Raw genomic sequence first — 26,949 nt, forward strand, 5'->3', positions numbered from 1 at the left:
GAATGTGAAAAAAGAATAGAAGATTCCTAACGGAATGGAACTTTATGCTGTTAAACCAAAGAGTTCATTGATAAGATATATCTGCTTTTGGACAGACTTCTCCCCTTGGAGAGTTTGTCCTTTTTTGATCATATGCATAGCTTCTATTCCAGTAATCATTTTTATAGCTGTAGGGAATGATTTCAATCCTAGCATATTCCGAATCCGTTTTTTGATAAACCGATGATCTTGCTCAATGATATTGTTTAAGTATTTTTTTACACGAAGTGGTATACCGTGTGGTATACACTTTTCTTCCTTTAGTTCACGTACTGCAACAGGATAGGCTTTATCGCCATCAGCAGTTATCGAACGAGGTTTTGTGGCATGAACAGAAGCCAAGGCTTTCTTTAGAAAACGTTTGGCAGCCTTCGCATCTCTTTTACGACTTAAATAAAAATCAATCGTGTTTCCTTCAGAATCAATCGCGCGATATAAGTACATTTTCTCTCCTTTGATTTTGATGTATGTTTCATCCACACGCCAAGAATCATTGGTTGGTTTCAAATGTTTTCGAATACGCTCATTTAATTCTGGTCCATATTGATGCACCCATCGCATAATTGTTGTATGTACTAAGAATAATCCTCTTTCCTCCATCATTTCCACTAAATCACGAAGACTTAAGTTGTACCGCAGGTACCAACGTACGGTTAATACAATGATATCAGGCTGATACTGTTTCCATTTGAATATATTTTCTTTTTCCATACTGATCACACACCTTTTTTTAGTAATAGCACCAGTATTGCCAAGTTTGAAAGAGCATTTTCAAATCATTTCGCTTTTTTGCACCAGAACCTATTCCGGAGAAAATAAGGGGACAATTGGAGATAGCAAATAAATAAAAGAGCCAATTCATACGAGTTGGCTCTTTATTCTCTCTTCCATCTACCGCTGGGAGAATTCTTTCGGTAGATTTATTAAATTCGTTATCATTGTTTCAATAACCATTCTTCAATTACTTTCACTGTTTCATCTCGTTGTGCTTTTGGCGTAATTAAACTCGCATTATCACCTTTTTGCTCACCGTACATGCCAAAATTAGCATGATTCCCCCCTTTTATCATGTGCATAGTATTATTCTTTGACATTAACTTTTTATTGTTCTCTATTTTTTCTACAGTTGCTAAAGCATCTACTTCCCCGTAAATTGATAACATTGGAATCGACTTAGTAGAGAAGTCATCTGCAGGATACGAACCTAAGAAAATAATCCCGTCTACCTTTTCTTCATGTTGAAAGGCATACCTAGAAATCATAGCTCCACCCATTGAATGCCCCGCAACATACCATTTTTGAACTTCAGGATACTGTTCAATTACACTATCTACCTCATTTATTCCAAATATCGCTAAATTTAATGGTAACTTAGGCATTACTACAAAATGCCCATCTTTTGCAAGAGCTTCTCCTAAGTAACTATAAGCCTCGGCTTCTACTTTAGCTCCTTGATAAAAAATAACTCCTATTTTTGCATCTTTCTCTCCAAAAACTATATAATCTGCATCTTTTTTATCATCTACTAAAGACAAAGCCTCTTTCGTTGGTTTATAAGTAAACTGAGACCAAGTTAAAAAAGTAATACTTCCGATCATTAAAATACCTAATACAGAGTACAGAATAATTTTTATCCATTTCTTCACACATATGACCTCCCTAAGATGTGTATATTCTATACTTTAGATTATCATTAATAAACATAAAAACTCGAGCATTTTCTTTGTGCTCAAGTTTTCATTTACGTCTTTAATTTATACTATAAATTGTCCAAGATAAATATGTAGCAAATGCAGACCATAAAAAATATGGGATTAGCAACCATGCCGATACTTTAGATAAATTGGAAGAAAACATAATGAGAAGTAACGTAGTAATAGCCACTAGTAAACAATCTACTGTTGCTAAAAATAAATTTTTTTGGCTAAATTGAAAGTAGCTGAACGCTTGATTGAACATATAATTTAAAAGGAAAATAAACCAAAATATTTTTGGCTTGAATCCATAGTTGTTGTAAATAATTGCAACTGATAATGCAATAAGTCCAAATAATACAGCCCATATCATTCCGATTGTCATACCAGATGGTGTCCAAGACGGCTTTTCTAACGCGTCATACCAAGTACGATCAATAGGGAATAAAACACTAGAAACATAAAACAAACCATATGTTAGTAAAAATACTATAATACTAGATTTTTTCATAAACATTCTCCTTTTTACTAGAAAATTATAGAAACTTTATATGATTAGTATGTCCTTGTAATGGATAAAATTCTAATATTAAAATTCAAAATACATATTGTTTAACCTATTTCATACAAATTCTTTCATACTTTTATATGCACAAAGGGCTCTCTCCCGTGCTGCCTTATGATCAACAATCGGAAAAGGATATGTATCCCCAAGTTTTATATTGGATTTTTGTAAAATATACTCAGGTGCTTCCCAAGGCTTATGTATATATTTGTTTGGGATATCTCTTAATTCTGGTACCCATCTTCTTATATACTCTCCATTTTTATCAAACTTTTCTCCTTGTGTGATTGGGTTAAAAATACGAAAGTACGGTGATGCATCTGCTCCACTTCCAGCAACCCATTGCCATCCCATTGTATTATTTGCAATATCAGCATCTAGTAGTGTATCCATAAACCATTTTGCTCCTTCTTGCCACGGAATTAACAAATGCTTTACAAGAAAAGAGGCTACAGCCATTCTTGCCCGGTTATGCATAAAACCTGTTTGCCATAGTTCTCGCATTCCCGCATCAATAAACGGATAACCCGTTTTCCCCTTTTGCCATACTCTTAATAACTCCTCTTCCTTATCCCACGGGAAATTTTCAAAGCTCTTATTAAGAGGTTTATATACTGTAAATGGATAATGATATAGTAAATAATAAGAAAACTCTCGCCAAATTAATTGACGTATAAAGCTATTAACTTGTTTTTCAAAAAGACTACATTGTCTTTCGGTACTTTTATTTATTAAGTAATGAAACATTAGCTTTACTGATATTTGACCAAATGAAAGATACGGTGCCAACATCGAATGGACATTTTGACCTGGAAAATCTCTTCCTTCACTATAAGAGACTAATTTACTAGAGAAAAATTTCTTGAATGTTTTATATGCCCCTTCTTCTGTCGGATCCCATATTACTTCCATATGAGATGTCCACGGTATAATCGGCAACAATTGTAATTCTGAAACAGATAAGCTTGCTGGTAAAGAGTTCCCCCACTTTATACTCTGCACTCTGCTAAAAGGTTTAGGTATTACCTGCTTTTGAAATGCATTGTAAAAAGGCGTAAACACCTTATATTCAGTGTTATCTTTCTTTTTAATAATCCACGGTTCTAATAATAAATGCGAATTAAATTCTTTACAGATAATACCTTTATCCTCTAACATCATTTTCATTTTTTGATTAGATTGTAATCTGTCCGGATCATAACAAATATTCCAATATACAGCCGTTATATCTAATTGCTCTATGAGAGAAAGTATTTCTTCCTCCGTACGTCCTTTACGAATTATTAAAGTAGAGCCCAATGCCTCAAGTTGCTTCTTTACATCTATTACAGCATGGTGCAACCACCACTTTGACGCACTTCCTATTGAAAAAGTTTCATCTTGTATATATACAGGAAGAACCTCACCAGACTGAACAGCCTCAAATAGAGCTGGGTTATCATATAAACGAAAATCTTTTTGAAACATAACAATAATTTTATTTTGCATGGCTATCCTTTCTAATTCTTAAAGCATAATTCATTCTTTATTAGAACAAATACTTCTGTTATTTTTAAATGATTATAAGAATCATTTTTTGTAATTGCAAACAAACTCTTCTATCTTTAATGGATTTTTCCAACTCTTAATAAAGATAAAAATATAATGCACTTTGTACTTATCTTAAACTCTTATAAAATAAAAAAGAAAATGGAGAGAAAGATGAAAAAACAATTTTATAAACAATCAAACTTAAATACATCTATAGATTCAATAATCCTATGGACTTTTCAAAACCAAAATGCCATAAATACACTTTTGAATGAAGGTAAGCTTATAGCCGATCCTATTTTTGTTAGTAAAGAAGATTGCACAGCATATAAATACATTGTAAGACGCATGAAACAGAAAGGTATTGACTTTATTATAGATTTACCCATTTGGGCATGGCATTCATGCAATGGTTACCAAAAGAAGCCTACTTATGAGACTGCAAGAGAATTACTATCAGATATTCAATTAGAGAAAGAAATATACCTCATCGAATTCACATGTCCTAATTTTTTATTCATGTTAACAAACTATAGCGGATGGTGCGACATTTATTTTAAACTTACTGGCAATCCTAAAGCAAGTGTAACAAATGATGAAGAAAAATACTTATTTAATCTTTACCCTACCATTGAGGAAGAATGGGAATATCATCATATCCAAGCAACTCTACCCTACCTAAAAAAAGAATGGATTATACAAATAACTGAACTTAGTAAAATGAATGGATTTAACAAATAATATTGTTTATGAATGCTTTATTTAAGCATTCATAAACATAACAAATAGTCACATGAAACTAATACATTTAAAATAGCTTTTTTATAATGGAATCCTAAATATGCTCCTTACTACTATGATTTTGTATACATGCAGTTTACTCATTTAGTTTTGGTCTAGTTTGTAAATATAAATTCAAATCTGGACTTGAACCGTTAATAATTATATCTCGAACAATTTTAGAAAGTACCATACTATAAACTAATCCATTATCTCCATACGCATAGATAAAGTGACAATTTGGAAACTCTTCATACATTCCAATTATAGGTAAACCATCATGAGTACCACCATAAAAAGCACTTAAATAAAATTCAGGTTCAACTGTTATATTGGGAAAGAGCTTATTAAATTCATTCACTAATTTCTCTTTTTTATGGATTAATTTTGAATCTCTTTCTTGAGCAATGTTTGTATCTTCATCTAATCCACCTATAATAATCCTATTATCTACAGTAGTTCTCATATAAATATATGGTCTCGCAGTTTCCCAAATGAGAGTGCGTTTATACCAAGAAGATAAATCTTCCACAGGATTAGTAACAATTGCATATGAGCTAATCAGTGTAGCGTTCTTTTCCTTTTTAAATTCCAATCCTTCATATCCTGCAGCCACAATTACTTTATTGGCAGTAATAGAATTGCCCTCCTTTGTATAAAAGATAGCACATTCTTTCTCTAACTTTTTGCCAACAATCTCTGTATCTTCATAAATGTGAACTCCTTTATTAGAGGCTTGTTCTAATAAACTATGTGTAAATTTATAAGGATTTATTTCACCATCATTATACGTATAAATAGCTGCACGTTTTTTAAATGGATATCTCTGTCCAATTTGTTTTTCTGATAACCAAGCCGCTTTAAAATCATGCTTATGTAAATAATACAGTTCCTTTTCTAATTTCTTTATATCCTCTTCATAACTTGCATAATATAAGCTGTCACGTCGTTTAAAGTCAGAGCAATAAGGCAAGTTTTGATCAGCATATTCAATATCATTAATAGCTTGTTCACATAATTTCATATGCTTAACTGCATACTCTTCCCCAAATGTATTTACAAGTTCATAAAACATCTTATCACCTAAATATTGAATAAGTGCTGTATTTGTAAGGTTACTTCCATGTCCTACCTTTCTTTTATCAACGATAACAATATTTAAATCTGATTCACTCAAATAGTATGCTGATTGAGCACCCGAACTTCCTGCTCCTATTATTAGTACGTCACATTTTATATCTTCGTCCAAACGAGGATAAGAAGGTGTATTAGAAAAAGTCGTGTTCCAATATAATTTCCCTTTCTGTAAATCCATTTTAATTGCACCGTCCTAAATAAAATAGTTATATCCCCATCGGTATCTCCAAATCATTCTTACTATATACTTCTTATCAAAATTATCTTGCTATCATGAATAAAGGTTTTCATAAACCTAAAAGCCTTGTCTTAAAAATTTTTTCGAAAAAACGTCAAATAATTTTTTATTTTTATTATAAAAAGAGCAAAAAATCTCCATTTATAGAAGATTTCTTTTACTCTTTTTAAAGGAAATAAATCCAAATATTTAACATATTATAGTATCTACCAAATAAAAGTTGCTTATCTATCGATAACTTACACATAAGAATGCATTTGTTTCACTACTTTATTAACAGAAACTTTAACAACCGTTTCTTTTTCCCCTGTTCTATCAATCTTGAAACCATGAACTTTAACATCAGACGGTACTAGTGGATGATGACAAATCATATCTATACTCTTCTCAATATTTTCACTAACATTTTCTTTTCCACTTAGCCATTCATCAAGGCTACCACTTGAAAATTCAGGCATGCAATTTTCAAAGAGATAGTCTAGTTCCCTGTTATTTTTTATGGAATCACGTTGAATTTGTAGATTAACTACCTCAGTTTCTTTATCCTCTATTCCTACAACAAAAATTTCTTCAACATTTTCTTGATAAATAGCAATAATAATAGATCTCATTATATCTCCATAAGGATGTACAATTACAGAATCGTAGCTGTGTATAGTCAACATGTTTTCTTGTTGAATGTTAGTTACTTGTTGGATAATAGGCTCTATTTCATGTTTAATGTCTGTTAACAATAAAACTTTTTTATTCTTTGAATTCATATGGAGCACTCCTTCTTCATTATTGTATTTATGAAACTTTTAAGTTAGTAACAATAGTTGATAATTCATTACATGATTGTTACCAGTTTTTCCAGTGTCCCTCTGGATCAACACTTGCAAGTCTAACCCATCCATTTTGAACTTTTTCTCGAAATGTGAAATCATTATTTAGCAAACGTTCTATATATTGACTAGGCGCTTGAATTACAATTAGTAAACGAAGTGGTGAATGATACGTCTCACTATCTGACTGCATAACGGATTGCCAAGGTAAGCCTGGCAACAAATCACTTGCATTTCCCTGCATAACACCTAGACCCGCGGTTACGGTTTGGGTTGTTTTGTTTCCACTACCATAATAATGAGGAGCTACAGTTGAAGCGTAATATTGTAGATTTATCCACTGAGCTACTGTTCCTGGTCCTGCAATAATGTTAGCTAATATATCGCCACTTTCATCCTGTTTCCAATCATAATTATGGAGGAAAGCCCTACCGTCTAAGTCACAATCCTGAGTTAATTCTCGTTGCCCGATAATAAAAGATGCATTACGAGCTAATCCCCATTCTGGACGTATTTCACTCCAATCTTCTGCAAATCGATGTGCCTCTTTACTCGCATTTTTTATTTTCGTTTTAAAATTTGGTAATTGCGTTAAACGCTCTCTATTTGCATGTTGGCTCACATTTGGCATAATCGATTCGATACAATCAAATGCTTCTTGCGCAGTTTCCGAAAGTTCTGGGACGTAAATCCATTCCAATTCATCCACTGTTGTTTTATGTTCAGCTGCTGTAAAAATGGTATCCTCAGGAATTTTAATACCTTCCGCAAACAACGCCTCTCTCACTTCTGGGAGATTACATAAAGTAGCAAAAACTCTTGCATTGAATCCTCCTGCTGCTCCGCCACAAGCACCACACTCAAGTGCTGCAGCATAAGGATTGTTCGTACTTTGACTACTATGTCCGCACATTACAACTAAAGGAGCAAATTTTTCTGTCAGTCCCACCATTTTTAAAGCTTGACGCACATAGTTCACTTTTTCTTCTTTCGTAAAACCGATAGGTATCTCACCCTTTGTGTCATGAGCATGATTAAGCGAGAATGTTGTATCAGGTTTTTGTAACATAGTTTTACGAAGGTTACGAATGAAACCACCAACTCCTCTTGGAACAAAGCTTCTTGTCACCATCTGTAGACCAAGTAAAGGACCACTTAACTCAGGTAGCGCCATACTTGTCAGTACGTTCTGTTTCATCGTTTTAAAAGTATAACGCACCGAACTGCCTACCCTCTTACGTTGCTCATAAGATTTAAGTTCATTTTCATTTGTGAGCTCTTTTATTTGATGTTTCGGTTTGAGTATAACTGGCAAAGAAGGATGGTTGTTATTACTACCTAGTTCACTAGTTGCAATTGGTAACCCAAAGAAACCAGCTATTCCAAATGTTTCAAACGGACCTAATTTTTCAAGGTGGCGACGAAACGGTTCTGAACGTACATCAATACAGAATGCTAATTGAGCTAATACACGCTTTTTATCATTGGTTGCACGTTGTGTAGAAGCAATCTTCTCCCTTAATTGCTCTGCATGCGTTTGTTCCCAAGCTTCCAGCCAAAGTTTCTTGCGAATATTTTCATCAAAACGATAAGCGAATACTAATAATTCACTTTGTTCAGTAGCAGGCATTTGTAACCATTCCCGTGTTGAAATATTCCCCCAATAAATCCAAGAAGCTATAAGTGGGACGATCGAAACTTTTTTCTCAACCTTTTGATTTTTTAAAGGTAAATAAGGTTTTACAATAGCCAGCTCCATAGAAATTCGAACTGCTAAATATTCTATGAGAAGTTCCTGTTCCTGAATTGATTGTTGTGAGCGCCATCGTATCATTCCTGCCCACCCAGGCAAAGAAAGTAAGTGCCCTTCAAGGTAAGATTGTATGTTAGATTCAGAAATTCCTAGTTCAGATAATGCTCTCGCTAAAGCTACTTCGGCATCTTGTGCCCAATTTTTTAAAACTTTACGCTCATTTTTACTGAGCGCTGGATCAAATTTAATAAGGTGTTGCCATGCGCGATAAAAACCTTTCTCTCGATTTGGCATCGTCCAATTTGATCCGGATTCATCAAGATATAATTTACACCATTTAATGATATGATAATTAAGAACATCAGATAGGTTTTCACTATTTTGACTCTCTATAAGCGAACTTATTGGCTGCATAACAGAGGCTTGCATACTTGCTGTATTTATATAATTCATTTCTTCTGCCAATTTATTTACTTCTGGCGATGATAATAGACTAGAAGGTAATTTTTCTAACTTTAAAGCTGCTTGGCAAAACAAGTGCCAATCCTTTTGCGATCATCATCATCGCTAACGTTGCAATAAATGGGGGAATCTTCAACTTTGCAATTGCAGCTCCAGAAATTAAACCTACTACGGCACCTATTAAAATACCTCCAAGTACAGCTACCCAAACTGGTAAACCTAAGTTGACAGCAAATACACCTGTCATAACCGAAGACAAGGTTAGTACGGTTCCACAGGATAAATCAATTCCACTTGTAACGATAATCATCGTTGCCCCTAAAGCAAGGATGCCTGTAACAGCTGTCGATAAAAAGATTCCTATAATGTTATCAAATTGTAGAAAATTAGCTGAAGTAATTGAAAAAATGACAACAAGTACAATTAAACTTGCAAATGCTAGAAGCTGTTGAAGCGCGTTTGAATTTATCCCTTTCCTCATCTTCCCTTCAACTGGAAGTTCGACTACCTTTTGTATTTCCATTTTTGTTCACTCCTTTATCATCCGTTACTATTCATTACATCATTCGTTTTGTTGCAAGAGTCATAATTGCTTCTTGCGATGCTTTTTCATCATTTTTCAATTCTCCTGTTATTTTGCCTTCACACATAACAATCACGCGGTGACTGATCCTTAAAATTTCAGGAAGCTCTGAGGAAATCATAATAATAGATTTTCCTTGCTGTGCTAAATCATGTAGTAACTTATAAATTTCGTCTTTTGCCCCGATATCAATACCACGAGTAGGCTCATCAAAGATTAAGACATCTGAATCTCTAGTCAACCACTTGCCAATAACAACTTTTTGCTGATTCCCTCCTGAAAGATTTTTCACTAATTGATTACCTGATGGTGTTTTTATTTTTAACCTCTTAATTAATTCCTCAGATTGTTGATCCACTTTCGATACATGCATCCAGCCGAAAGGTTTTACATAATCTTTCATCGATGCCATTGCAATATTTGTTTTGACATCCATCCCAACTAGAAGTCCAAACTGTTTTCGATCTTCAGACAAATAGCCAATTCCATGTTGTACTGCATCGGAAGGATTTTTAATATTCTGTCTTTTTCCCTTAATAAAAATCTCCCCTGAATCTAGTGGGTCTGCCCCAAATATGGCACGGGCTACTTCTGTTCTTCCAGCACCCATCAATCCAGCAAAGCCAACGATTTCCCCTTTATACAGTTCAAAACTTACATCTTTTATCGTGTTCCCTCTCTTTAAATTTTTTACTTCAAACACTTTTTCTCTCGTTCTCTCTTTCATTTCTGGTTTTTGATTGTTATCAATTTCTCTTCCAACCATCATGGAAATAATTTGTTCAATCGTTGCATCCTTCGTGTTCATCGTTCCTACGTATGTACCGTCTCGCATAATCGATACACGGTCCGTAATTTTCTTAAGCTCCTCCATGCGGTGAGAGATATATACAATTCCCACACCATCTTGTCGTAATTTCCGAATCATAACAAATAATGCATCGATTTCAGTATCCGTTAAAGCTGCGGTTGGCTCATCCATAATCAGTACTTTTGAATCAAAAGAAAGAGCTTTAGAGATTTCCACCATTTGCTGTTTCGCAACTGTTAAATTGCCTACCAATTCTCTTGGGTCTAGATGAATGTTTAACCTTTCAAATAGTTTTTTCGCTCTGTTATTGAGTTCTTTTTCATCCAAAAAAAGATTAAATAGCCCTTTAGGTTCTCTTCCAATAAAAATATTTTGGGCAACTGTTAAATGCGGAGCCAAATTAAGTTCCTGATGAATAATGCTGATTCCGAGTCTTTGTGCTGCTTTTGTATCTGGAACCTCTATTTCTTTTCCTTCATACGCAATGGTTCCAGCATCTCTTTGATAAATTCCTGTTAAAATTTTCATTAATGTAGATTTTCCGGCTCCATTCTCTCCCAAAAGTGCGTGAACTTCGCCTTTTTTCAATTCAAATCGCACATTAGAAAGCGCTTGCACTCCAGGGAACGCTTTACTAATTCCATCCATTTTCAGCAATAATTCACTCATCCTATCACCTACTACCCTATCAAATTTTTAATGAAACAATATATTAGTTTAATAATGCGTTAATCAGTAACCACGCCCTTTTTTAAAATCATATTGGCATAGAGAGCACTTTCACTCGTTGCAACAATTGCATACGCCTTCTTTGCCCTCTCATAAAATGCAAAGCGGTCACTCATCTCAAAACCATCAAAATGAGTATCATATTTTTTAATTGTCGCATCATATGTTTCCCAAATGGAGGGCGTGGTAGGATCCCCTTTTACGACTTTCATTAATGAAACAGAATGATTACTATACGTATCGAGTGGAAAGAATTGCAAAATTGCCTGTAATACTTCAAGAACCCCATGACCTTCACATCGAATGAGCTTCGTCCCGCAAGAGGCAGCGGGGAAATTGCCATCCGCTAAAACAATCTCATCCCCATGCCCCATTTCTAAAAGAACCTTCATTAAATCCGGACTCATTATTTTCGGTATTCCTTTTAGCATTTCTATCTCCCTTCCGATTTTTATCTTAACGAAAATACGTTTCAACTACTTACACTTTGTGCATCTATTTGTAACCTCGGTGTAAATATTTCATTAAAGGGACCTTCTTCATTATTTAAGCGTTTCAGTAATATATCGCCTACCCTTTCTCCCATTTCGTATGGTTTGTGCGCTACCGATATAATCCCAGGCGCTTGTAATAATTGTGCTGCTTCCACATCACCAAAAGAAGCGATCACGATGTCCTCTGGTACAGAGTAGCCTCTCCTCGTTAATTCAAGAAGAACACCAAATGCCATTTCATTGTTCAAAGATAGAATAGCTGACGGTTTCTCAGTGAAATTAAGAAAATAATCAACTGCTTTCATACCACCTTCTCTTGTGAAAGTGCTATTAAACGTATAGTTTTCATCTTCTTGAATCCCAAACTCTTCTAAAGCTTTCTGAAATCCTTCATAGCGCTCTTTACCTGTACTAACGTTTAACAATCCATTTACAAGACCAATCGATCGATGCCCCTGTTGTAAAAGATAGCTCGTTAATCTATAAGCACTTTCAAAATTACTTTCTACAACCGAATCTAATTTTGAATCTCCAATCTCAACAGTCCGATCAACTAAAACTATTGGTACACCAGCTTGATGAATACTTCTTACTCTTTCTTCACAACCTCCAGCAGTAGCCAACACAATTGCATCTACCCGTTGTTCCACTAGTAGCTGCAACAATTTATCCTCTTTTTTAGGATTTTCATGACTGCTACAAAAAATAAGGTTATAGCCCTTTTGCTGCACAATATCTTCAATCGCCTTTGAAATTGTCATGTAATAATGATTTGTGATATCCGGAATCACAACACCAATCGTGTATGTTTTATCTTGCTTTAAACTTCTAGCAATCGCATTTGGTTGATAATTAAGCTTTTTCACAGCTAAAAAAACACGATCTTTAATGTCGTCACTTACAAATCCACTTTCGTTTAACACTCGAGATACTGTAGCTGTAGACACATTCGCTTCCATTGCAACATCTTTAATTGTAGACTTTGCCATTTCATCACTCTTTCTTAGTTTTCAAGAAATCGTTTACTTCAGTTTTGTTTAAACCCTTATTCCATCCATGTAAACGATTACTTAGTAGTTTACATGGATAATAATAATTTAATTTTCAGAATATTTCAAGGCTTTTTACAAACATTTTTTTCTCAAAAAATTCACCTATACATCAGATAACCTGAAAAACGTGAATGGAGTCATTTTTTTCGTGATTAAATCCACGTTTATTACAACATTCTACTGCCGTCATACCGTTCTATTTTGAAGTTTCATAGCACATAAAAAAGAGCCTACTCGATTGAGTTGACTCTTTCCTTTATTTACTCACCTGTTTCAGAAAATCGTTTTATACGTTCACCAATTTCATCGCGAACACGTTGAAATTCAGACCATTCTTTTCCTGCCGGGTCATCAAATCCCCAGTGAACACGATTTACGTGCGAAGGTGTCGAAGGACAAACAGAATCCGCATGACTACAAAGTGTAACGACTAAATCAGCATTATTTAAAATGTTTGTATCAATCATATCTGATGTTTGATTTGTTATATCGATATTCACTTCATTCATTGCTTTAATCGCATTTGGATTCACTCCATGTGCTTCGATTCCTGCAGAATATACATTCCACTTACCTCCTAAATATTGTTTACCCCACGCTTCTGCCATTTGGCTTCGGCATGAATTTCCTGTACATAAGAAATAGATTGTTTTTTTGTTTTCCATGTTGTTTTCCACCTTTGTTTTTAAGTTGATTGATCATTAAAATATTTACGTTTAAACCAAAAAGCGACATTTACAAGTGCAATCATGACAGGTACTTCGACTAACGGTCCAATGACAGCTGCGAATGCTGCGCCCGAATGAATACCAAACACACCAACTGCTACAGCAATTGCTAACTCAAAGTTATTACTACCTGCTGTAAATGCTAACGTTGTCGTCACCGGATAGTTTGCACCAATTTTTCTTCCCATAAAGAAAGAAACAAAAAACATTACAATAAAATAGATTAATAACGGAATCGCTATTCTTACCACATCTAGTGGCACGCTAACAATCATCTCTCCTTTTAAAGAGAACATAACGATGATTGTAAATAGCAATGCAAGTAATGTAAGTGGACTAATTTTAGGTATAAACACTTTTTCATACCACTGTCTTCCTTTTAACTTAACTAGTACAAAGCGTGTCAACATACCTGCTATAAAAGGAATTCCTAAATAGATACATACTGATTTTGCTACTTCTATCATTGTAATATTGACAATAGCACCTTCAATCCCTAACCATTCTGGAATTACAGTTACAAATACGTATGCATAAACTGAGAAAAAGAGCATTTGGAATACCGAATTAAAAGCAACTAAACCTGCCGCATACTCTTTATCCCCATCAGCAAGATCGTTCCAAACAATTACCATTGCAATACAACGTGCTAACCCAATCATAATGAGACCAACCATGTATTCTGGTTTATCAGGAAGAAAAATAATTGCTAACACAAACATAAGTACCGGACCAATAATCCAATTTTGTACTAAAGATAGCACTAACACTTTTACATCTTTAAATACTCGGCCCATTTCCTCATAGCGAACTTTCGCTAACGGTGGATACATCATTACAATTAAACCAACAGCAAGCGGAATAGACGTCGTTCCAACCTGTAATGTATTCAGTCCGTCTACTACACTAGGGAACACAAACCCTAAACCAATCCCAACAGCCATCGCTAGAAAAATCCATAGTGTTAAATATCGGTCTAGAAAAGATAAATGTTTCATTCTATTTTCCATCTCCTATTAACAACAAGAATTTTTAGCTACCTCATTTGAAGTCGCGCAACAAGATGACTCTTCAATTTTGTGAACATTACTATCTGCTTTCGTATAAAAGAATTCCCACTCATTCCCATCTGGATCTGTTACCCAAAACTTATCTTGCACTGCATAGCAACAAGTCGTATCCATCTCATCACGCGCGAAGAAACCTTCTTTTTCTAATCGTTCTTTATGCAATGTAATTTCTTCAGCTGTATCCACTTGGAAACCAAAATGATTTACCTGATTTCCCTTCACTTCATCTCGCACGTTCAGCGTAAAATTAAGTCCTGGCGTCTCTAATAAAAATTTTGCATAATCTGTTTTCACTTTAACTGGTGAAACACCAAATACCTTTTCATAAAATTCAATAGACTTCTCTAAATTCGTAACGTTTATACCGACGTGAACATATCTCATACCTTATTCCTCCTTTTTATATATCATTAATCAAATTTTTTTGATTAATAACTCAAAATTTTAACAGCAACTACCTTTCCCTGTTTTTCTAAAGATACAGCACAATTCTTCTGATAATAAATTATTCACTTCCGCATCATTTAAATCATAATAACTCCACGTACCTTTTGTTTCTTTTACAATCAAACCTGCATCTAATAAAATTTTTAAATGATATGATAATTTAGATTGCGTCATTTCAAAAACTTCTGTTAAATCACATACACACGTCTGTCCTCGCTGGCAAAGTTCATACATGATTTCTAAACGTTTCTGATCCGCCAACGCTTTAAACTTTTTCTCATAGAGCTGAAAATTTTGTGCCACTGTAGTTCACTTCCCTTCATCAACTTTTTTTGATGTTTATAGTATATACGTAGATGAGTTCTATATGCAACTTATTAATCAAGTTTTTTTGATTTATCTAAAAAACTTCCTCGCATCATATCTTTGTTACAATTAAAAAAGACCATAACCTTTTCAAAAATGAAAAACTATGGTTCTTTTTACAACTTAATAGTTACAATATTTCCGAGAAATGGAGTCTCTATAACTATTTTAAATTTTAATTTGATCATTATAGAGTAGTGCCCCATCACCCTCAATCTAAGAAAAACAAATACCCCAAAATGAGAAAAATCGATATGCTCTTGTTTTTGGTGCATATTCATAAAAAGCACGTCAACCTTTCTCATTAACATAAGAGAATAGTAACGTGCTTTTAATTTCAAAAATTGTCTAAGATGGTTGTGGGGCGGGCCCCTCATAAGAACGGTATCTAAAAGATTGTATGATAGGTGTTAGTTCCATTCCAATGGCCTCAGCCGGCAATTAACTCAAATACCGATTTCGGATGACCGCCATGTGATGAAGTTCGTGTCCTGCGACGCCGTACGCGAGGGCGCGCGCCGTAATGCTTAGGTTGTTGGCTGTGCCCTTGCGGGTCCACGCCTCAGCCGGTAGCCCGCGCAGCAATGTGATCGTTGATTGCCGTACGGCCCGGTAGTCTTCGGCCAATTGTGCGGTTGTCCAGCTTCCGAAAGGAGGTATGAACAATTCCTGATCGAAACCAGTCAGAGGTGTCTGGTCCCCTCTTGCGAACCGGAGCAGGCGGTAGGTCATGACGCGTTCCGCGTCTGCAATGTGGCCCACGACTTCTTTCAGCGTCCATTTCCCTTCCGCATACCGATATGCGGCCTGGCTTTCGGTCAACGATGCCAGGAGCTCGGTCATTTGCTTTTCCTGGGCGAGCAGAATATCGATGATGTTACCGTCCGGCACCAAACGGATATATTCGCCGGAGCTTCCGGCGTATTCTTCTTCTGACGGTCTTTGATTCATGCGTAGTCACCTCTTATATGTAGATATAGAAAATTATAGCGCTCGTCTATGTCTAACAAATTCGCGAAATGATAGAACTTCCCTTCTAATAAATGAGGATAAGCAACTATTTAGTCGGTCGCCACACTATCCTGATTCGTTAGCACAATAAGCAATGCTAATCAATGATGCATAAAAATTAGAAGTTATACAATATTTCAAAGTTATTAATATATATTAGATTATTCCGAAACATATATAAATACATTTTGTCGAAACTATTAAAAAGGGAGAATTTCTCTAGCTGGAGAATTAATAATTGTGTTACCAATATGTAAAAATCTCAATTTAAAATTAAAGGAGAACAAAATGGGACAAATAATTGTATCGATGTACCTCTCACTAGATGGTGTCATGGAGGAACCAGCTTGGACTGCTCCATATTTCAATGAAGAAGTAGCAAAGTTTCAATCCGATTTACTGTTTGAAAGTGAAGCGCTTCTACTAGGGCGAGTAACCTATCAAGGTTTTGCAGCTGCCTGGCCTTCTATGACTGATGAAGAGGGTTTTGCTGATAAGATGAACAGCATACCTAAATTTGTTGCTTCAACAACTTTGGAAAAAAACGAATGGAATGCAAATCTTATCAAGGGTAATATTGTAGAAGAAATATCGAAACTGAAGGAACAGCCCGGTCAGAACCTTTTAATTTATGGTAGTGGTGAGCTTATACAGACATTGATGCAACATGACCTCATTGATGAATATCACTTTATAATCAATCCCGTTATCGTAGGAAGCGGAAAGCGTCTCTTTAAAGACCAGAGCAATACAAAAGCATTAAAACTTATAGAAACAATAACGACCAGTTCAGGTGTCGTTATTCTTTCCTATCAGCCGGAGAAAAAAGAATAATTATTGATAAATTATATAAAAAAAGATTGACTCTTTCAGATCAGGAAAAGTTAAAAATAACTTCCAATAACGAGAATAATGTAAATAAGCTGTCCATGTGGACAGCTTATTGTTTTTTTGCTTAGCGTGCAAAATTCGCGTCTTGTTCGCGGGACTCCAAACAGTACGATTTTATTTCAAAGACACAACGATCTTACTACACACTTTTTATTTATCCCACACTCTCATCTGCTACTATTACTATTTTTTATTACTAATGTTGCCGTTTCACTCGGGTGGCTAAGAGGAAAATGATGGCCATATGGAACAAAATCAACCTTACCAAGATGCGATGGAGCAGAATAGGCTCTGTCATAATCCCCCCAAATAATGTGAAGATTATACTTTGTTACTTCATTGAAATCACCTTGATCGTTTTTCAGTAGTAAACTGTTAAGCTGAACCGTAGTATTTAAAATTCTAGGAGAAGTAAAACTTTTACTTATCTTTTCAATATAATGTTCAGGGATGCTCTCCGTACTTTCAAACAAACCATTACTTAATAAATAACGCCCTATCAAATTAGTAGTTGCTAATTTTAATGTCCATTTGTTCATAACTTGAGGAACATTTAGCGATTTAGCATTTTTTTTAGCAACAGGTGGCTGAAGTAAAGTGATTGAATACTTCTTATCTATGTACTCTTGTACCAATGCTTCCAGAAGAATAAACGCACCGAATGAATGTCCAATTAGATGCGCACCATTCGTAGCTTTCTCCAATAACTTTTTCACTACATTCAAATAGATATCTAGAAGATTTTTCTCTCGTTTAAAAGGAGACCGTCCCAAACCTGGAAGATCCAAGATCCATACAGGTTGACCAGTTTTTTCATGAAGCTCTTGTGCTAAAGGAAATAAATCCTCTCCATCACTCAATAAACCATGTAATAAAATAAACGGTTTACCCTTTCCTTGTAATTGGTAAAGGGTAGTGTTATCGCATAATGTTCGTTTAAATAAATGATTATGCCGGCCATTTTGATACATTATTCGATAATCCAGATCAGCTACTACGGCAGGGAAAAATTTCATTACACTCGTCTTCTTAAACCAATCTCCTCCCATAATTTTTTTCGCTGAAACATTTGAAAATTTTTGTTTTGTAATAAAATTCAGTCCATCAGAAGGAATTTTTGTTATTTTACTTCCTCCACTATTCATAATTGCTTTCATAAATGGCATTGGAACAGAGATTTTTGGTGCCCTCATATTCATACTTTCCGACATAATACTTAATAATTCAGCAATGTTTTGATCGTGCTGTTTGTCTTCAACAAGTGTATATGTTTGAATAGTCGGTTGCTCCAATCTGAAAACCTGCACAATAAACTTCGCAAGCTCATCGTTTGAAATAAGTGGTAACCTATATCCCTTACCTCCAGGAATCACTGGCATGAGCCCTCTTCGCATACTCAGCACAAGCAAACCTAATCCTGCTATCTGCTCTGTACTCCCTGTTTTACTACTACCGACTACAGTTGGCGGATTAATTACAGAAAGCGGATAACCTACTGCTGATGCCTGCTGACGGATATAAAGATCTGCTAAAAATTTTGTTCTCTCATATGGATTTTTTATTTTCAAGTAATTGTTTCCTTCTTTAAACACATCAATTGTAATCTTGCTATTTTTATCATCAAAGGGACTCATATAACCTACAACATGAATAAATTGTTGCAAACCCTTCAATTGATGAATACTTTTAGCTAATTCACTAATATGTTTGGCGCCATTTAAAAATACGGAAGCTGCCTCTTTACTTGTCGCTTGAATATCCATGGGGCCTCCTGCGTGAATAATCACATCCGTTTTCAATACCCTCTCCTTATCTTCAGCACTTAGACCTAAATCTATTTTCGTCAAATCACCTTCAATAAAGTGCATAACTTCCTTTTTTAAGATGCCTCTTTCTTGAAAAAGGCGTGTTGCTTTATTTTTCGACCTCACTAAAAGAAGAATTTTAACATCCTCTTTGGCTAATTCTTTTACTAATTGCTTTCCAATAAAGCCTGTTCCACCAGTTAAAAATACTGTTCTCATATAAAATCCCCCTTTTAGTACTACTTAGTACTAATTTGATGTAAAAAAAATGCTTCTTTTATCGAAGCAATTTTAAAAAATGATCTGCTGTTTTCGTGATTACAGTTGCATCCTTCAATGTTTCTGAAATAAATAACGCTCCTTCAAGATTTGTAATAAAAAGTGATGCAACCTCATCAATATTAATCGTATTTCTAAATTCTCCATTCTCTACCCCTTGTTTAAGTAATAGAGAAACTTTCTTTTGTAATCCTGTAAAAAAAAGACCTATTTTTTCTTTTATTTGCGTGGCCTGTTTAGGACTTTGAATATAAAGAGTAATAAATGGACAGCTTCCCTTATACTCTCTCGATTGAACTCCTTGTGATAATTGCTTTAAAAACAGTTGGATACGATCTTCAACTAAAAATTGGTTCTGAGAAAGTACGTCATCAATTGCAGATTGATACATTTCAATCCAATAATCAACGACCCCTTCTAATAATACTTCCTTATTAGAAAAGTGATAATACACATTAGACTTTGAAACTTTGCTTACACGTACTAATTCATCCATACTTGTATAAGCAAACCCTTTTTCTAAAAATAATGTTGCAGCTACTTCAATCACACGTTTTTGATTCATTAATTTTATCTTTGTCATAACTAGAACTATATAGTACTAATTTAAATATTGCAAGTATTTATGTTAATTTTTAAAAAAGTTCCACTAACATTGATTTTACTGCAAAAAATCTTATTTTGAATAAAGTTGAACTGAACCCCGAAATTGTTCATTCACTATCGTCTAATCGGGGGCACCATACATACCCGTCAACTTAAGAAAAAGAAATGCCCCCTGATTCAAGTTGCCTAGCGAAAAAATCACGTTTTAATAGACTTCTTTAGTATGCCTATCTTTCTATAAATTACTAGATTAGCTTGATGGCTATGGAGTAGTGACCCTATAAACAAAACCCGCCAGAAACATCTAAAATCTGCCCCGTTACCCAGCGGCTATCAGAAGAAGCAAGGAATGCTACTGCATCTGCAATATCTTCAACTTGCCCTATTCGTCCGAACACAGATGAGTTGGTAGCAAAATTTCGTATTTCCGGATCATCTAGCAATTTTGCATTGATATCTGTCTTCGTATATCCAGGCATAATTGTATTCACTGTTATACCTCTTTCTCCAAGATGTTTAGCTAGAGGCAGTGTCATCGTATTAAGCGCACCTTTACTTAAGCCGTATGCAATTGAGCCTGTAAAACCAAGCCTTACTTCAGCTGATGAAATGTTAATAATGCGACCCTCTGCTCGTATTAATGGTAATGTTTGCTGGATTAAAAAGAATGGTGCTTTCATATTTACAGACATGATTTCATCAAAAACTTCTTCTGTCGTATTTTCAATCGTTCCTTGTGTACCTATCCCTGCATTGTTTACTAAAATATCAATCTCTGATGTACCAACTTTTATTTGTAATTCATGCTTTAACTGTTCTACTAGCTTTTTGACACCATCAATTGAATTGAGTTCAGCTTCAATTCAGAACGCTTTTCCTCCATTAGATTCAATCTCACTAATCGTTTCATCTGCAGCTGTTTTATTTCGACCGTAGTGAATCGCAACTAATGCTCCATCTTTCGCCAATCTCATCGCAATCGCACGGCCAATTCCGCGACTCGCTCCTGTTACTAATGCTACTTTTCCATTAAGATTCTTCATTTCTTCCATCCTTCCTAAATTTCCGTTTGATGAATGCCATACTTATATTTTCATGCAAAAACCAATCATTTTAAATATAGATTTATAGGTAATTTAGTTCGTTCACTTATGATATTATAGTTATAATTTATGATTCACTTTAGAAAACAAAATAAGGAGGCTACACAATGCAAAACACAGTAAAACTGGATGAAATCGATCATAAAATTATGAACTTGTTGTATGAAAATGCGAGAATTTCCGTTTCAGAAATAGGACGAATTATATCCATGACGCAACCTGCTGTAAAAGAGCGTATTAATAAACTTGAAGATCAAGGAGTTATAGCGGCTTATCGAACGAAATTTGAGCCTGCAAAAATTAATAAAAACATTCAAGCATTCATCATGTTTAAAACGAGCCAATGCTCTGATTTTATTCAATTTTGTAATGCCGCTCCTGAAGTAACAGATTTATATCGAATTAGTGGGGAGTTTAATTATATGATAAAGGTCATGAGCGATTCGATGGATTCTCTCGCTACATTTTTAGACTCCTTAATGCAATTTGGCTTGTCATCTCCTTTAATTGTTTTAAAGAGTGAGTTTGAGGAGAAATTGTCGTTCTAACAAAGGGATACGTATTATCCTCCGCTAACAGTACAAGCTTTTCCTTTATGAGAAAATCCAACAGAATCAATGATTAGTAACAAAAAAAAGAACATTGATTTTCAATGTTCTTTTTTATATCTCTACTTATTAATTAGATCTCTATTCGAAAAAAGTACCTTAATCCCCTTACCCTTGATTCCTCTGCGCCTCTCTAAACTCCTCCTTCACCTTCTCTAACAACCCTTCTTCCGTAATTAATCGATACGCCGTATTTGCTAATGCTTTTGCCGATGTAATTAATGCTTTATCTCCAAGTTCTGAACGTGCTGCTTCTCTAAATTCATTCGTATGTGCAATTAAATCATCTGGTCCGATTTTAATGTACGGATGAATTGTCGGTACGACTTGACTTACGTTTCCTGCGTCGGTTGAACCGATTCCTACTCTTTCTGTACGATTTACATCTTCACCTAATAGTTCTAGTTCTTCCGCTACAATATCGTTATATGTTTTTGTTACGAGTAATTCATCGATTTCATTTTGGAATTGATGGATTTTTACTTTCGCACCTGTTGCTAACGCTGCTCCCTCAGCAATATTTTTTACTTTTTCTGTTACTTCTGCACATCTTTTTCGCGTTGCTGCACGGATGAAGAACCTTGCTGCAGCGTAGTCAGGAATAATGTTAGGTGCTTTTCCTCCTTCTGTAATGACGCCATGAATTCTCACGTCTGACGGAAGTTGTTGGCGAAGTGCATTAATACCGTTATAGAGCTGAATAACCGCATCTAATGCGTTAATCCCTTCTTCTGGCGAAGCTGCAGCGTGAGCTGTTTTTCCGTAAAAATGAAAATCAAGTGGATCGACTGCTAGTGAAGGACTCGTTGTCGCTGTTTTTCCGCTCGGATGAATCATAAGCGCCGCATCAATGTCTTTAAATAAACCTGCCTTTACATAACTTGATTTCGCGCTACCATTTGGCCCGCCTTCTTCTGCTGGCGTACCAAACACGACAACTTCTCCGCCAATTTCTTCAAGTGTTTCTGATAATGCAATTGCTGCTGCAACACTAATTGTGCCGATTAAATTGTGACCACACGCATGACCGAGTCCTGGTAAAGCGTCGTACTCCGCTAAAAATGCAATTGCCGGTCCTTGTTTTCCAGAGCTTTTTCGCGCGATAAATCCCGTTTCATGTCCAGCTATATTGTGCTGTAACTGAAACCCTGCACTACCTAGTAATAAACTTAACGTTCTTGATGCGTAAAACTCTTGGTTTCCAATCTCCGGATTCGCATGAATATCATGACTTGTTTCTATGTACTTTTCCTTATTTCTTTCGATACTCTCTTCAATTGTTTTTCTTTGTGACGCTACTCCTGTCGCTCCCATTGTTCTTCCTCCTTTTATTTTCACGTAAAAAAGCCTCTTTCTAAAAGATAGAAAGAGGCTTCTGTATATACAGTCAAAATGAGCTTCTTTCTTATCTTTCAAGTTACCTTGCTGGAATTGGCACAGTATTCATAACGAATCCGCTGCCGAGGTATCATAGGGCCAGTCCCTCCACCTCTCGTGATAAGAATTTTCATAAAATTATATTAAATTATTTTTTATTCTAAGTTCATTCCAAGTAAAAGTCAAGGAATTCCTATCCGAATTTACCGAATATCTAAAAATCCTTTTAATACACCAATTGTCTCAGGTGCTTGCAGTCTTGCACATACGTACGGAAATTCCGTACTACCTTCAAACATCATTTGAGATGTAAGCGGTGCGCCTGCCCAGAAGATTTCATCATCGATTACTAGGAACGGGAATGCTTTATTTTGTCTTTGTAACTTTACATTTTTCAGTGGAACTGGTCCGTCACTATACACTGTTATTTGCGCATTTGTACGCATTAACGCTTGCCATACTCGCTTATCCACTTGTTTTGTACTTGGAAGTGAAATAATAATTTTTCGTTTTGCTGCTAAAATATCTTTTAATAGCCCTTTCGGCTCTTCAAGATTCATTTCCATAAACCAGCGTAAACGTTTCGAAATTTTCCGTTCCCACAATTGTCTTGATGTCGTGCGATCATACACATCTCCGTGACGTTCTATATGAGCTGTTAATTGTGATAACGCTTGTTTTCTCGAAAGGTTTTTACGCATATAATGGCAATCTGATAATTGAATGAACTTCCCTCTCGCCCTTGTCACTGCTACATTGACGAGGCGATGGTTTTTGTGATCAAAGAATAATACACCAGGTCGTTCTTGCGGATAACTATCCACCGTATCAAAAATCATCATATCTCTTTCAGAACCTTGGAACTTATGAACTGTCGCCGCTAAAACTGGTATGTTTTGATATTTCGTTCTCTGCAACATTTCTCTAATACACGTCGATAAAAAGCGTGACTGCGCCCTGTAAGGTGTCACAATACCAATTGATTGAACACCGTCTAACAATCCGATTAACATCATTTGCATTGCTACTAAACCAGACATAATGTTAAAACGTGAACCAGAAGCAGCATCTTTTAACGAAAAAGCTCCCATTTGGCTCGTATCAAATAAAACACTCGCTTCATTTGCAAACGGCTGCAATTGCGCAAGTTCTTTACGCTCTGAAACAGACGGATGATCGTATACTCTATTTTTATAAATAAACGAATTCGTAAACTTCGATATATCCGCATGCATACGTCTTTGTTCCTGCAACATAAATAGGTTTGGGTGTGCTTCTGATTTATTAACAGACTCCACAATCCCAGCATGGTAAAACATATCTTCCCCAAGCCATTTGCGAACGAGTTCATGATTTGCCATCGCAATTGGAGGTAACTGTAAAAAGTCACCGCAAACGACGATACGTTTTCCAAGTGAAGCAGCTAATGCAATTTGCGGAACGAACGCCATACTCACCTCATCTACGACAACTAAATCAAATGTACGCTCATAAATTAGCGCATCAATGGCACATTTCGATAAAGTTGCGCCGATTACTTTTGCATTTTCAATATATTCTTTTTCTACTTCTTTAATTTTAGCCTTTTGCTTTCGAAGATCACTTTCAATCTCCTGCATACGCTTCTTATCAGAGGACGTTGCCTTATACGATAAGATTTTTTCACGAAGCTCTTGGCGTGTCTCTTCTAAATAGAGTCTTTCCTCACCCCATGATTCGTTCGTCGTTTCAACTAACTTAGATGCAAGTAACGTTTCATGATTTCGTATATGTTCATGTTGACTATAACCGTAACGAACAATTTCGCCAGGCGTCCATTTCTTTTTCTTCTCAATTTGCTTCGTTACTTCACTCATTAATACGTCTACTGCCGCATTACTATGAGCTAACACAAGTACCGATTTTCCTTTTTGATAATGGGCCGAAATAATACGTGATAAATTGTAAGACTTCCCTGTTCCCGGCGGTCCCCATACGTACGTTGTCGGATTATAAAACGCGCGATATGCCAGTTCATTTTTTGGATTTTTCATCTTCTCAATATGTTTCGGGCTGCTCGTCCCATCAACAAGACGCTTTATACGATTACGTTTCAGCTTATCTTTACGCGCTTCTTTCAATCGCTCTTGCAGTTGCTCTAAAAGTTGCCACGGTTCACTGTATAAAACCGCTTCTCTTATTTCACCTTGTATATAATCATTTAATTTCAGTTCTATTTCTAATCCATGTACAGATAATACTTCTCCTGTCGCTTCCTCACCATCGAACTCAATTCGAATCGGTGAACCTTCAGGTAAGCTTACTTCCGAAATAAGCTGAAATACGTATACTGTACTTTCATAATCTGTATATAAAAAACGACCATTCATGATAGAAATTTTACTACCACCTATCGTTTTCCAATGTTTAATTTCATATGCTAATGCATAATGCCACTCTTTCATCGTTTCCGATAATGAAGGAATTTGAGTAGTTGTATTCATCGTATAATCTCCTTCCTTCTCCCCAAACATACTTTCTCACTATACCATATAACACGCTAAAATTTGTAAGGTTTTTATCTTGCTTATTTTCTTAATTTTCAATAATATATTGTATATAATTTTCAGAAAGAAGGAATCTACATGCCAGTTAGAAGAATAGAACACGTTGGACTTATGGTTGCAAACTTAGAAGCATCTATCTCATTTTATGAAGAAGTAGTCGGCTTACAGCTCCTTAAACGTATGGGGCACCCGAACCCAGGCTTAAAACTCGCTTTTTTAGGTGTGGAAGAATCGAAGGAAACGATACTCGAACTCATTGAAGGTTATAACTCTTCTCTTCCGGCAGAAGGAAAAGTACATCACATTTGCTTTAAGGTAGATTCATTAGAGGATGAAATTGAAAGAATACAAAAACACGGCGTAACCTTTTTACTAGGAGAAGAGATCGAAACATTACCAGATGGAACACGTTACATATTCTTCGCGGGCCCTGATGGAGAGTGGATTGAGTTTTTTGAGACGGAGAGATAAAGTGAAACTTTAGTCAGCCCGCAATAAACGGGATAATAACTTTGTGATTCACATAAGGAGTAGAAACTGATGAATACAGTTTTTATTATCGTTTTTTGGGTACTTATACTATTTCCACTTCTTAATATAATTCTGATAAAGAAGTGGAATATAAGTCCCATTGATCTCATGGGGGTATTTGGCAATTTAAAAATGCTGTTTACTTATAGCACTTTTACGAATGCAAAAATAGCCAAAATACGCAAGCAGTTTCGCATAAAAACTTGCATATTTTAGGCTGTTTAATTGTACTCCTTATTTTGTTAAAGTTACCCGTCGGTTCAATTCCAAAGATCTCAGCTGACGATTAACTCAAGTACCGATTTCGGATGACCCTCATGTGATGAAGTTCGTGTTCTGTATCCGCTACACTATCTGTAGCAACAGTTGCTATCTCATTTTCTTCAACACTTGACATTGCTCGATTTATAGCCTGTTCTAGCTTTACGTTCTTCTTGTTCATAGCTGTTACTAAGCGTTCTATAGTTGCTACATCTTTATGATAAAAAATTCTAGAATTATTATTGCTACATTCTTTCATTTTATTAATTAGTATGATATACCATCACAGCACCAGAAAGACTAATATAAGCTAGTATCATCCATACGTTATCATTTCTAATCTATCCTGTTTAGAAATGATAACGTTTTTTTGTACTTAAAGGTATTAAAATTTCTTAAGTTGATGGGAATATAGGGTGTCCCCTATATGGTGGAGATAAAATCGTAGCGGATGACATAGGAGAAAAACTAAACGGTCTAAAAGTATTGTATTTTAATATTAAAATTTTAAAGGTAGCCAACTATATAAAATGTAACACTGACGTTCCAGGGGATTATGTTGAATACAATAATGAGGAGAAATGGTTTATGTCTATATTATTTTCTCTTCCAATTACTATATCTTTTTA

General features: G+C 35.4%; 22 protein-coding genes, 4 pseudogenes and 1 riboswitch. Of the genes and pseudogenes, 4 read left to right on the forward strand and 22 right to left on the reverse strand.

Annotation, left to right across the window (positions count from 1 at the left end):
* Positions 1–42 precede the first annotated feature (42 nt).
* The 4 genes from AC3WVZ_RS13860 to AC3WVZ_RS13875 all read right to left on the reverse strand — a co-directional run bounded on the left by AC3WVZ_RS13860 (position 43) and on the right by AC3WVZ_RS13875 (position 3,786).
* Positions 43–750, reverse strand: a complete 708-nt coding sequence (locus AC3WVZ_RS13860; RefSeq protein WP_100910607.1) for an IS6 family transposase — start codon at positions 748–750, stop codon at positions 43–45.
* Positions 751–974: 224 nt separating this feature from the next.
* Entirely contained in the window at positions 975–1,685 is a 711-nt protein-coding gene (locus AC3WVZ_RS13865; RefSeq protein WP_233936499.1) for an alpha/beta hydrolase, read from the reverse strand.
* Between the two features lie 103 nt (positions 1,686–1,788).
* Positions 1,789–2,244 (reverse strand): TspO/MBR family protein, encoded by a 456-nt coding sequence (locus AC3WVZ_RS13870; RefSeq protein ID WP_140387065.1) that lies wholly within the window; start codon positions 2,242–2,244, stop codon positions 1,789–1,791.
* Between the two features lie 111 nt (positions 2,245–2,355).
* Positions 2,356–3,786: a cryptochrome/photolyase family protein gene (locus AC3WVZ_RS13875; protein WP_100650532.1), complete on the reverse strand. Its 1,431-nt coding sequence runs from the start codon at positions 3,784–3,786 to the stop codon at positions 2,356–2,358.
* A 213-nt stretch (positions 3,787–3,999) separates the two neighbouring features.
* Here AC3WVZ_RS13875 and AC3WVZ_RS13880 point away from each other — a divergent pair, with 213 nt between their 5' ends.
* A complete protein-coding gene (locus AC3WVZ_RS13880; protein ID WP_233936500.1) occupies positions 4,000–4,569 on the forward strand; it encodes a DUF3841 domain-containing protein in 570 nt (189 codons plus the stop codon).
* 136 nt (positions 4,570–4,705) lie between these two features.
* On the opposite strand, the gene AC3WVZ_RS13885 is transcribed toward AC3WVZ_RS13880, so the two are convergent.
* The 12 genes and pseudogenes from AC3WVZ_RS13885 to AC3WVZ_RS13940 form a co-directional block, all read right to left on the reverse strand.
* Positions 4,706–5,923: an NAD(P)/FAD-dependent oxidoreductase gene (locus tag AC3WVZ_RS13885; RefSeq protein ID WP_000365634.1), complete on the reverse strand. Its 1,218-nt coding sequence runs from the start codon at positions 5,921–5,923 to the stop codon at positions 4,706–4,708.
* 299 nt (positions 5,924–6,222) lie between these two features.
* Positions 6,223–6,744 carry a carbonic anhydrase gene (locus AC3WVZ_RS13890; protein WP_001086260.1) on the reverse strand — a complete coding sequence of 174 codons (522 nt, stop codon included), beginning with the start codon at positions 6,742–6,744 and terminating at the stop codon, positions 6,223–6,225.
* A gap of 79 nt (positions 6,745–6,823) precedes the next feature.
* Positions 6,824–9,094, reverse strand: a pseudogene (locus AC3WVZ_RS13895) (DUF2309 domain-containing protein); the annotation flags it as partial.
* Positions 9,090–9,545, reverse strand: a pseudogene (locus AC3WVZ_RS13900) (ABC transporter permease); the annotation flags it as partial. The pseudogenes AC3WVZ_RS13895 and AC3WVZ_RS13900, both read right to left, overlap by 5 nt.
* 34 nt (positions 9,546–9,579) lie before the next feature.
* On the reverse strand, positions 9,580–11,085 hold the full coding sequence (locus tag AC3WVZ_RS13905) for a sugar ABC transporter ATP-binding protein (RefSeq protein ID WP_233936502.1): 1,506 nt from the start codon (positions 11,083–11,085) through the stop codon (positions 9,580–9,582).
* Positions 11,086–11,144: 59 nt separating this feature from the next.
* A complete protein-coding gene (locus AC3WVZ_RS13910) occupies positions 11,145–11,576 on the reverse strand; it encodes an RbsD/FucU family protein (RefSeq protein ID WP_233936503.1) in 432 nt (143 codons plus the stop codon).
* A 41-nt stretch (positions 11,577–11,617) separates the two neighbouring features.
* Entirely contained in the window at positions 11,618–12,628 is a 1,011-nt protein-coding gene (locus AC3WVZ_RS13915) for a LacI family DNA-binding transcriptional regulator (protein ID WP_063220651.1), read from the reverse strand.
* Positions 12,629–12,951: 323 nt separating this feature from the next.
* Positions 12,952–13,356: an arsenate reductase (thioredoxin) gene (gene arsC, locus AC3WVZ_RS13920; RefSeq protein WP_000428364.1), complete on the reverse strand. Its 405-nt coding sequence runs from the start codon at positions 13,354–13,356 to the stop codon at positions 12,952–12,954.
* Between the two features lie 20 nt (positions 13,357–13,376).
* The gene (gene arsB / locus AC3WVZ_RS13925; protein WP_233936505.1) at positions 13,377–14,417 is read right to left on the reverse strand and encodes an ACR3 family arsenite efflux transporter; all 1,041 of its coding nucleotides are present in this window, start codon (positions 14,415–14,417) and stop codon (positions 13,377–13,379) included.
* An 18-nt stretch (positions 14,418–14,435) separates the two neighbouring features.
* Entirely contained in the window at positions 14,436–14,873 is a 438-nt protein-coding gene (locus tag AC3WVZ_RS13930) for an ArsI/CadI family heavy metal resistance metalloenzyme (RefSeq protein ID WP_001271013.1), read from the reverse strand.
* 60 nt (positions 14,874–14,933) lie between these two features.
* Positions 14,934–15,239, reverse strand: a complete 306-nt coding sequence (gene arsR, locus AC3WVZ_RS13935; protein ID WP_002026021.1) for an arsenical resistance operon transcriptional regulator ArsR — start codon at positions 15,237–15,239, stop codon at positions 14,934–14,936.
* Between the two features lie 504 nt (positions 15,240–15,743).
* The gene (locus tag AC3WVZ_RS13940; protein WP_050229045.1) at positions 15,744–16,253 is read right to left on the reverse strand and encodes a DinB family protein; all 510 of its coding nucleotides are present in this window, start codon (positions 16,251–16,253) and stop codon (positions 15,744–15,746) included.
* A 348-nt stretch (positions 16,254–16,601) separates the two neighbouring features.
* On the opposite strand from AC3WVZ_RS13940, the gene AC3WVZ_RS13945 reads away from it, so the two are divergent.
* Entirely contained in the window at positions 16,602–17,147 is a 546-nt protein-coding gene (locus AC3WVZ_RS13945; RefSeq protein WP_233936506.1) for a dihydrofolate reductase family protein, read from the forward strand.
* A 224-nt stretch (positions 17,148–17,371) separates the two neighbouring features.
* Here the strand turns inward: AC3WVZ_RS13945 and AC3WVZ_RS13950 are convergent, their stop codons facing one another.
* From AC3WVZ_RS13950 to AC3WVZ_RS13960, 3 genes and pseudogenes are all read right to left on the reverse strand, one after another.
* Complete coding sequence (locus AC3WVZ_RS13950) at positions 17,372–19,228, reverse strand: alpha/beta fold hydrolase (RefSeq protein ID WP_233936507.1); 1,857 nt, start codon at positions 19,226–19,228, stop codon at positions 17,372–17,374.
* A 58-nt stretch (positions 19,229–19,286) separates the two neighbouring features.
* Positions 19,287–19,853: a TetR/AcrR family transcriptional regulator gene (locus AC3WVZ_RS13955; protein ID WP_001072320.1), complete on the reverse strand. Its 567-nt coding sequence runs from the start codon at positions 19,851–19,853 to the stop codon at positions 19,287–19,289.
* Between the two features lie 319 nt (positions 19,854–20,172).
* Positions 20,173–20,937: pseudogene (locus AC3WVZ_RS13960) on the reverse strand (SDR family oxidoreductase).
* 167 nt (positions 20,938–21,104) lie between these two features.
* Here AC3WVZ_RS13960 and AC3WVZ_RS13965 point away from each other — a divergent pair.
* On the forward strand, positions 21,105–21,545 hold the full coding sequence (locus tag AC3WVZ_RS13965) for an Lrp/AsnC family transcriptional regulator (RefSeq protein WP_233936508.1): 441 nt from the start codon (positions 21,105–21,107) through the stop codon (positions 21,543–21,545).
* Positions 21,546–21,713: 168 nt separating this feature from the next.
* On the opposite strand, the gene AC3WVZ_RS13970 is transcribed toward AC3WVZ_RS13965, so the two are convergent.
* Together AC3WVZ_RS13970 and AC3WVZ_RS13975 are read right to left on the reverse strand one after the other, a co-directional pair.
* Positions 21,714–22,919, reverse strand: coding sequence for a M20 family metallopeptidase (locus AC3WVZ_RS13970; RefSeq protein WP_000501343.1), 1,206 nt, complete (start codon positions 22,917–22,919; stop codon positions 21,714–21,716).
* Between the two features lie 88 nt (positions 22,920–23,007).
* Positions 23,008–23,109: riboswitch (SAM riboswitch) on the reverse strand.
* Between the two features lie 76 nt (positions 23,110–23,185).
* Complete coding sequence (locus AC3WVZ_RS13975; protein ID WP_233936509.1) at positions 23,186–25,495, reverse strand: AAA domain-containing protein; 2,310 nt, start codon at positions 25,493–25,495, stop codon at positions 23,186–23,188.
* A gap of 111 nt (positions 25,496–25,606) precedes the next feature.
* Here AC3WVZ_RS13975 and AC3WVZ_RS13980 point away from each other — a divergent pair, with 111 nt between their 5' ends.
* Positions 25,607–25,999: a VOC family protein gene (locus AC3WVZ_RS13980; protein WP_233936510.1), complete on the forward strand. Its 393-nt coding sequence runs from the start codon at positions 25,607–25,609 to the stop codon at positions 25,997–25,999.
* Positions 26,000–26,390: 391 nt separating this feature from the next.
* Here AC3WVZ_RS13980 and AC3WVZ_RS13985 read toward each other — a convergent pair.
* A pseudogene (locus AC3WVZ_RS13985) lies at positions 26,391–26,573 on the reverse strand (hypothetical protein); the annotation flags it as partial.
* Positions 26,574–26,949 lie beyond the last annotated feature (376 nt).

The sequence above is a fragment of the Bacillus sp. CPT56D-587-MTF genome, assembly GCF_058792335.1.

Bases quoted from the DNA above. Each gene is read 5' to 3' on its own strand.
- AC3WVZ_RS13860 (WP_100910607.1), bottom strand. From the start codon at position 750: ATGGAAAAAGAAAATATATTCAAATGGAAACAGTATCAGCCTGATATC.
- AC3WVZ_RS13870 (WP_140387065.1), bottom strand. From the start codon at position 2,244: ATGAAAAAATCTAGTATTATAGTATTTTTACTAACATATGGTTTGTTT.
- AC3WVZ_RS13875 (WP_100650532.1), bottom strand. From the start codon at position 3,786: ATGCAAAATAAAATTATTGTTATGTTTCAAAAAGATTTTCGTTTATAT.
- AC3WVZ_RS13880 (WP_233936500.1), top strand. From the start codon at position 4,000: ATGAAAAAACAATTTTATAAACAATCAAACTTAAATACATCTATAGAT.
- AC3WVZ_RS13885 (WP_000365634.1), bottom strand. From the start codon at position 5,923: ATGGATTTACAGAAAGGGAAATTATATTGGAACACGACTTTTTCTAAT.
- AC3WVZ_RS13890 (WP_001086260.1), bottom strand. From the start codon at position 6,744: ATGAATTCAAAGAATAAAAAAGTTTTATTGTTAACAGACATTAAACAT.
- AC3WVZ_RS13905 (WP_233936502.1), bottom strand. From the start codon at position 11,085: ATGAGTGAATTATTGCTGAAAATGGATGGAATTAGTAAAGCGTTCCCT.
- AC3WVZ_RS13910 (WP_233936503.1), bottom strand. From the start codon at position 11,576: ATGCTAAAAGGAATACCGAAAATAATGAGTCCGGATTTAATGAAGGTT.
- AC3WVZ_RS13915 (WP_063220651.1), bottom strand. From the start codon at position 12,628: ATGGCAAAGTCTACAATTAAAGATGTTGCAATGGAAGCGAATGTGTCT.
- arsC (WP_000428364.1), bottom strand. From the start codon at position 13,356: ATGGAAAACAAAAAAACAATCTATTTCTTATGTACAGGAAATTCATGC.
- arsB (WP_233936505.1), bottom strand. From the start codon at position 14,417: ATGAAACATTTATCTTTTCTAGACCGATATTTAACACTATGGATTTTT.
- AC3WVZ_RS13930 (WP_001271013.1), bottom strand. From the start codon at position 14,873: ATGAGATATGTTCACGTCGGTATAAACGTTACGAATTTAGAGAAGTCT.
- AC3WVZ_RS13940 (WP_050229045.1), bottom strand. From the start codon at position 16,253: ATGAATCAAAGACCGTCAGAAGAAGAATACGCCGGAAGCTCCGGCGAA.
- AC3WVZ_RS13945 (WP_233936506.1), top strand. From the start codon at position 16,602: ATGGGACAAATAATTGTATCGATGTACCTCTCACTAGATGGTGTCATG.
- AC3WVZ_RS13950 (WP_233936507.1), bottom strand. From the start codon at position 19,228: ATGAGAACAGTATTTTTAACTGGTGGAACAGGCTTTATTGGAAAGCAA.
- AC3WVZ_RS13955 (WP_001072320.1), bottom strand. From the start codon at position 19,853: ATGAATCAAAAACGTGTGATTGAAGTAGCTGCAACATTATTTTTAGAA.
- AC3WVZ_RS13965 (WP_233936508.1), top strand. From the start codon at position 21,105: ATGCAAAACACAGTAAAACTGGATGAAATCGATCATAAAATTATGAAC.
- AC3WVZ_RS13970 (WP_000501343.1), bottom strand. From the start codon at position 22,919: ATGGGAGCGACAGGAGTAGCGTCACAAAGAAAAACAATTGAAGAGAGT.
- AC3WVZ_RS13975 (WP_233936509.1), bottom strand. From the start codon at position 25,495: ATGTTTGGGGAGAAGGAAGGAGATTATACGATGAATACAACTACTCAA.
- AC3WVZ_RS13980 (WP_233936510.1), top strand. From the start codon at position 25,607: ATGCCAGTTAGAAGAATAGAACACGTTGGACTTATGGTTGCAAACTTA.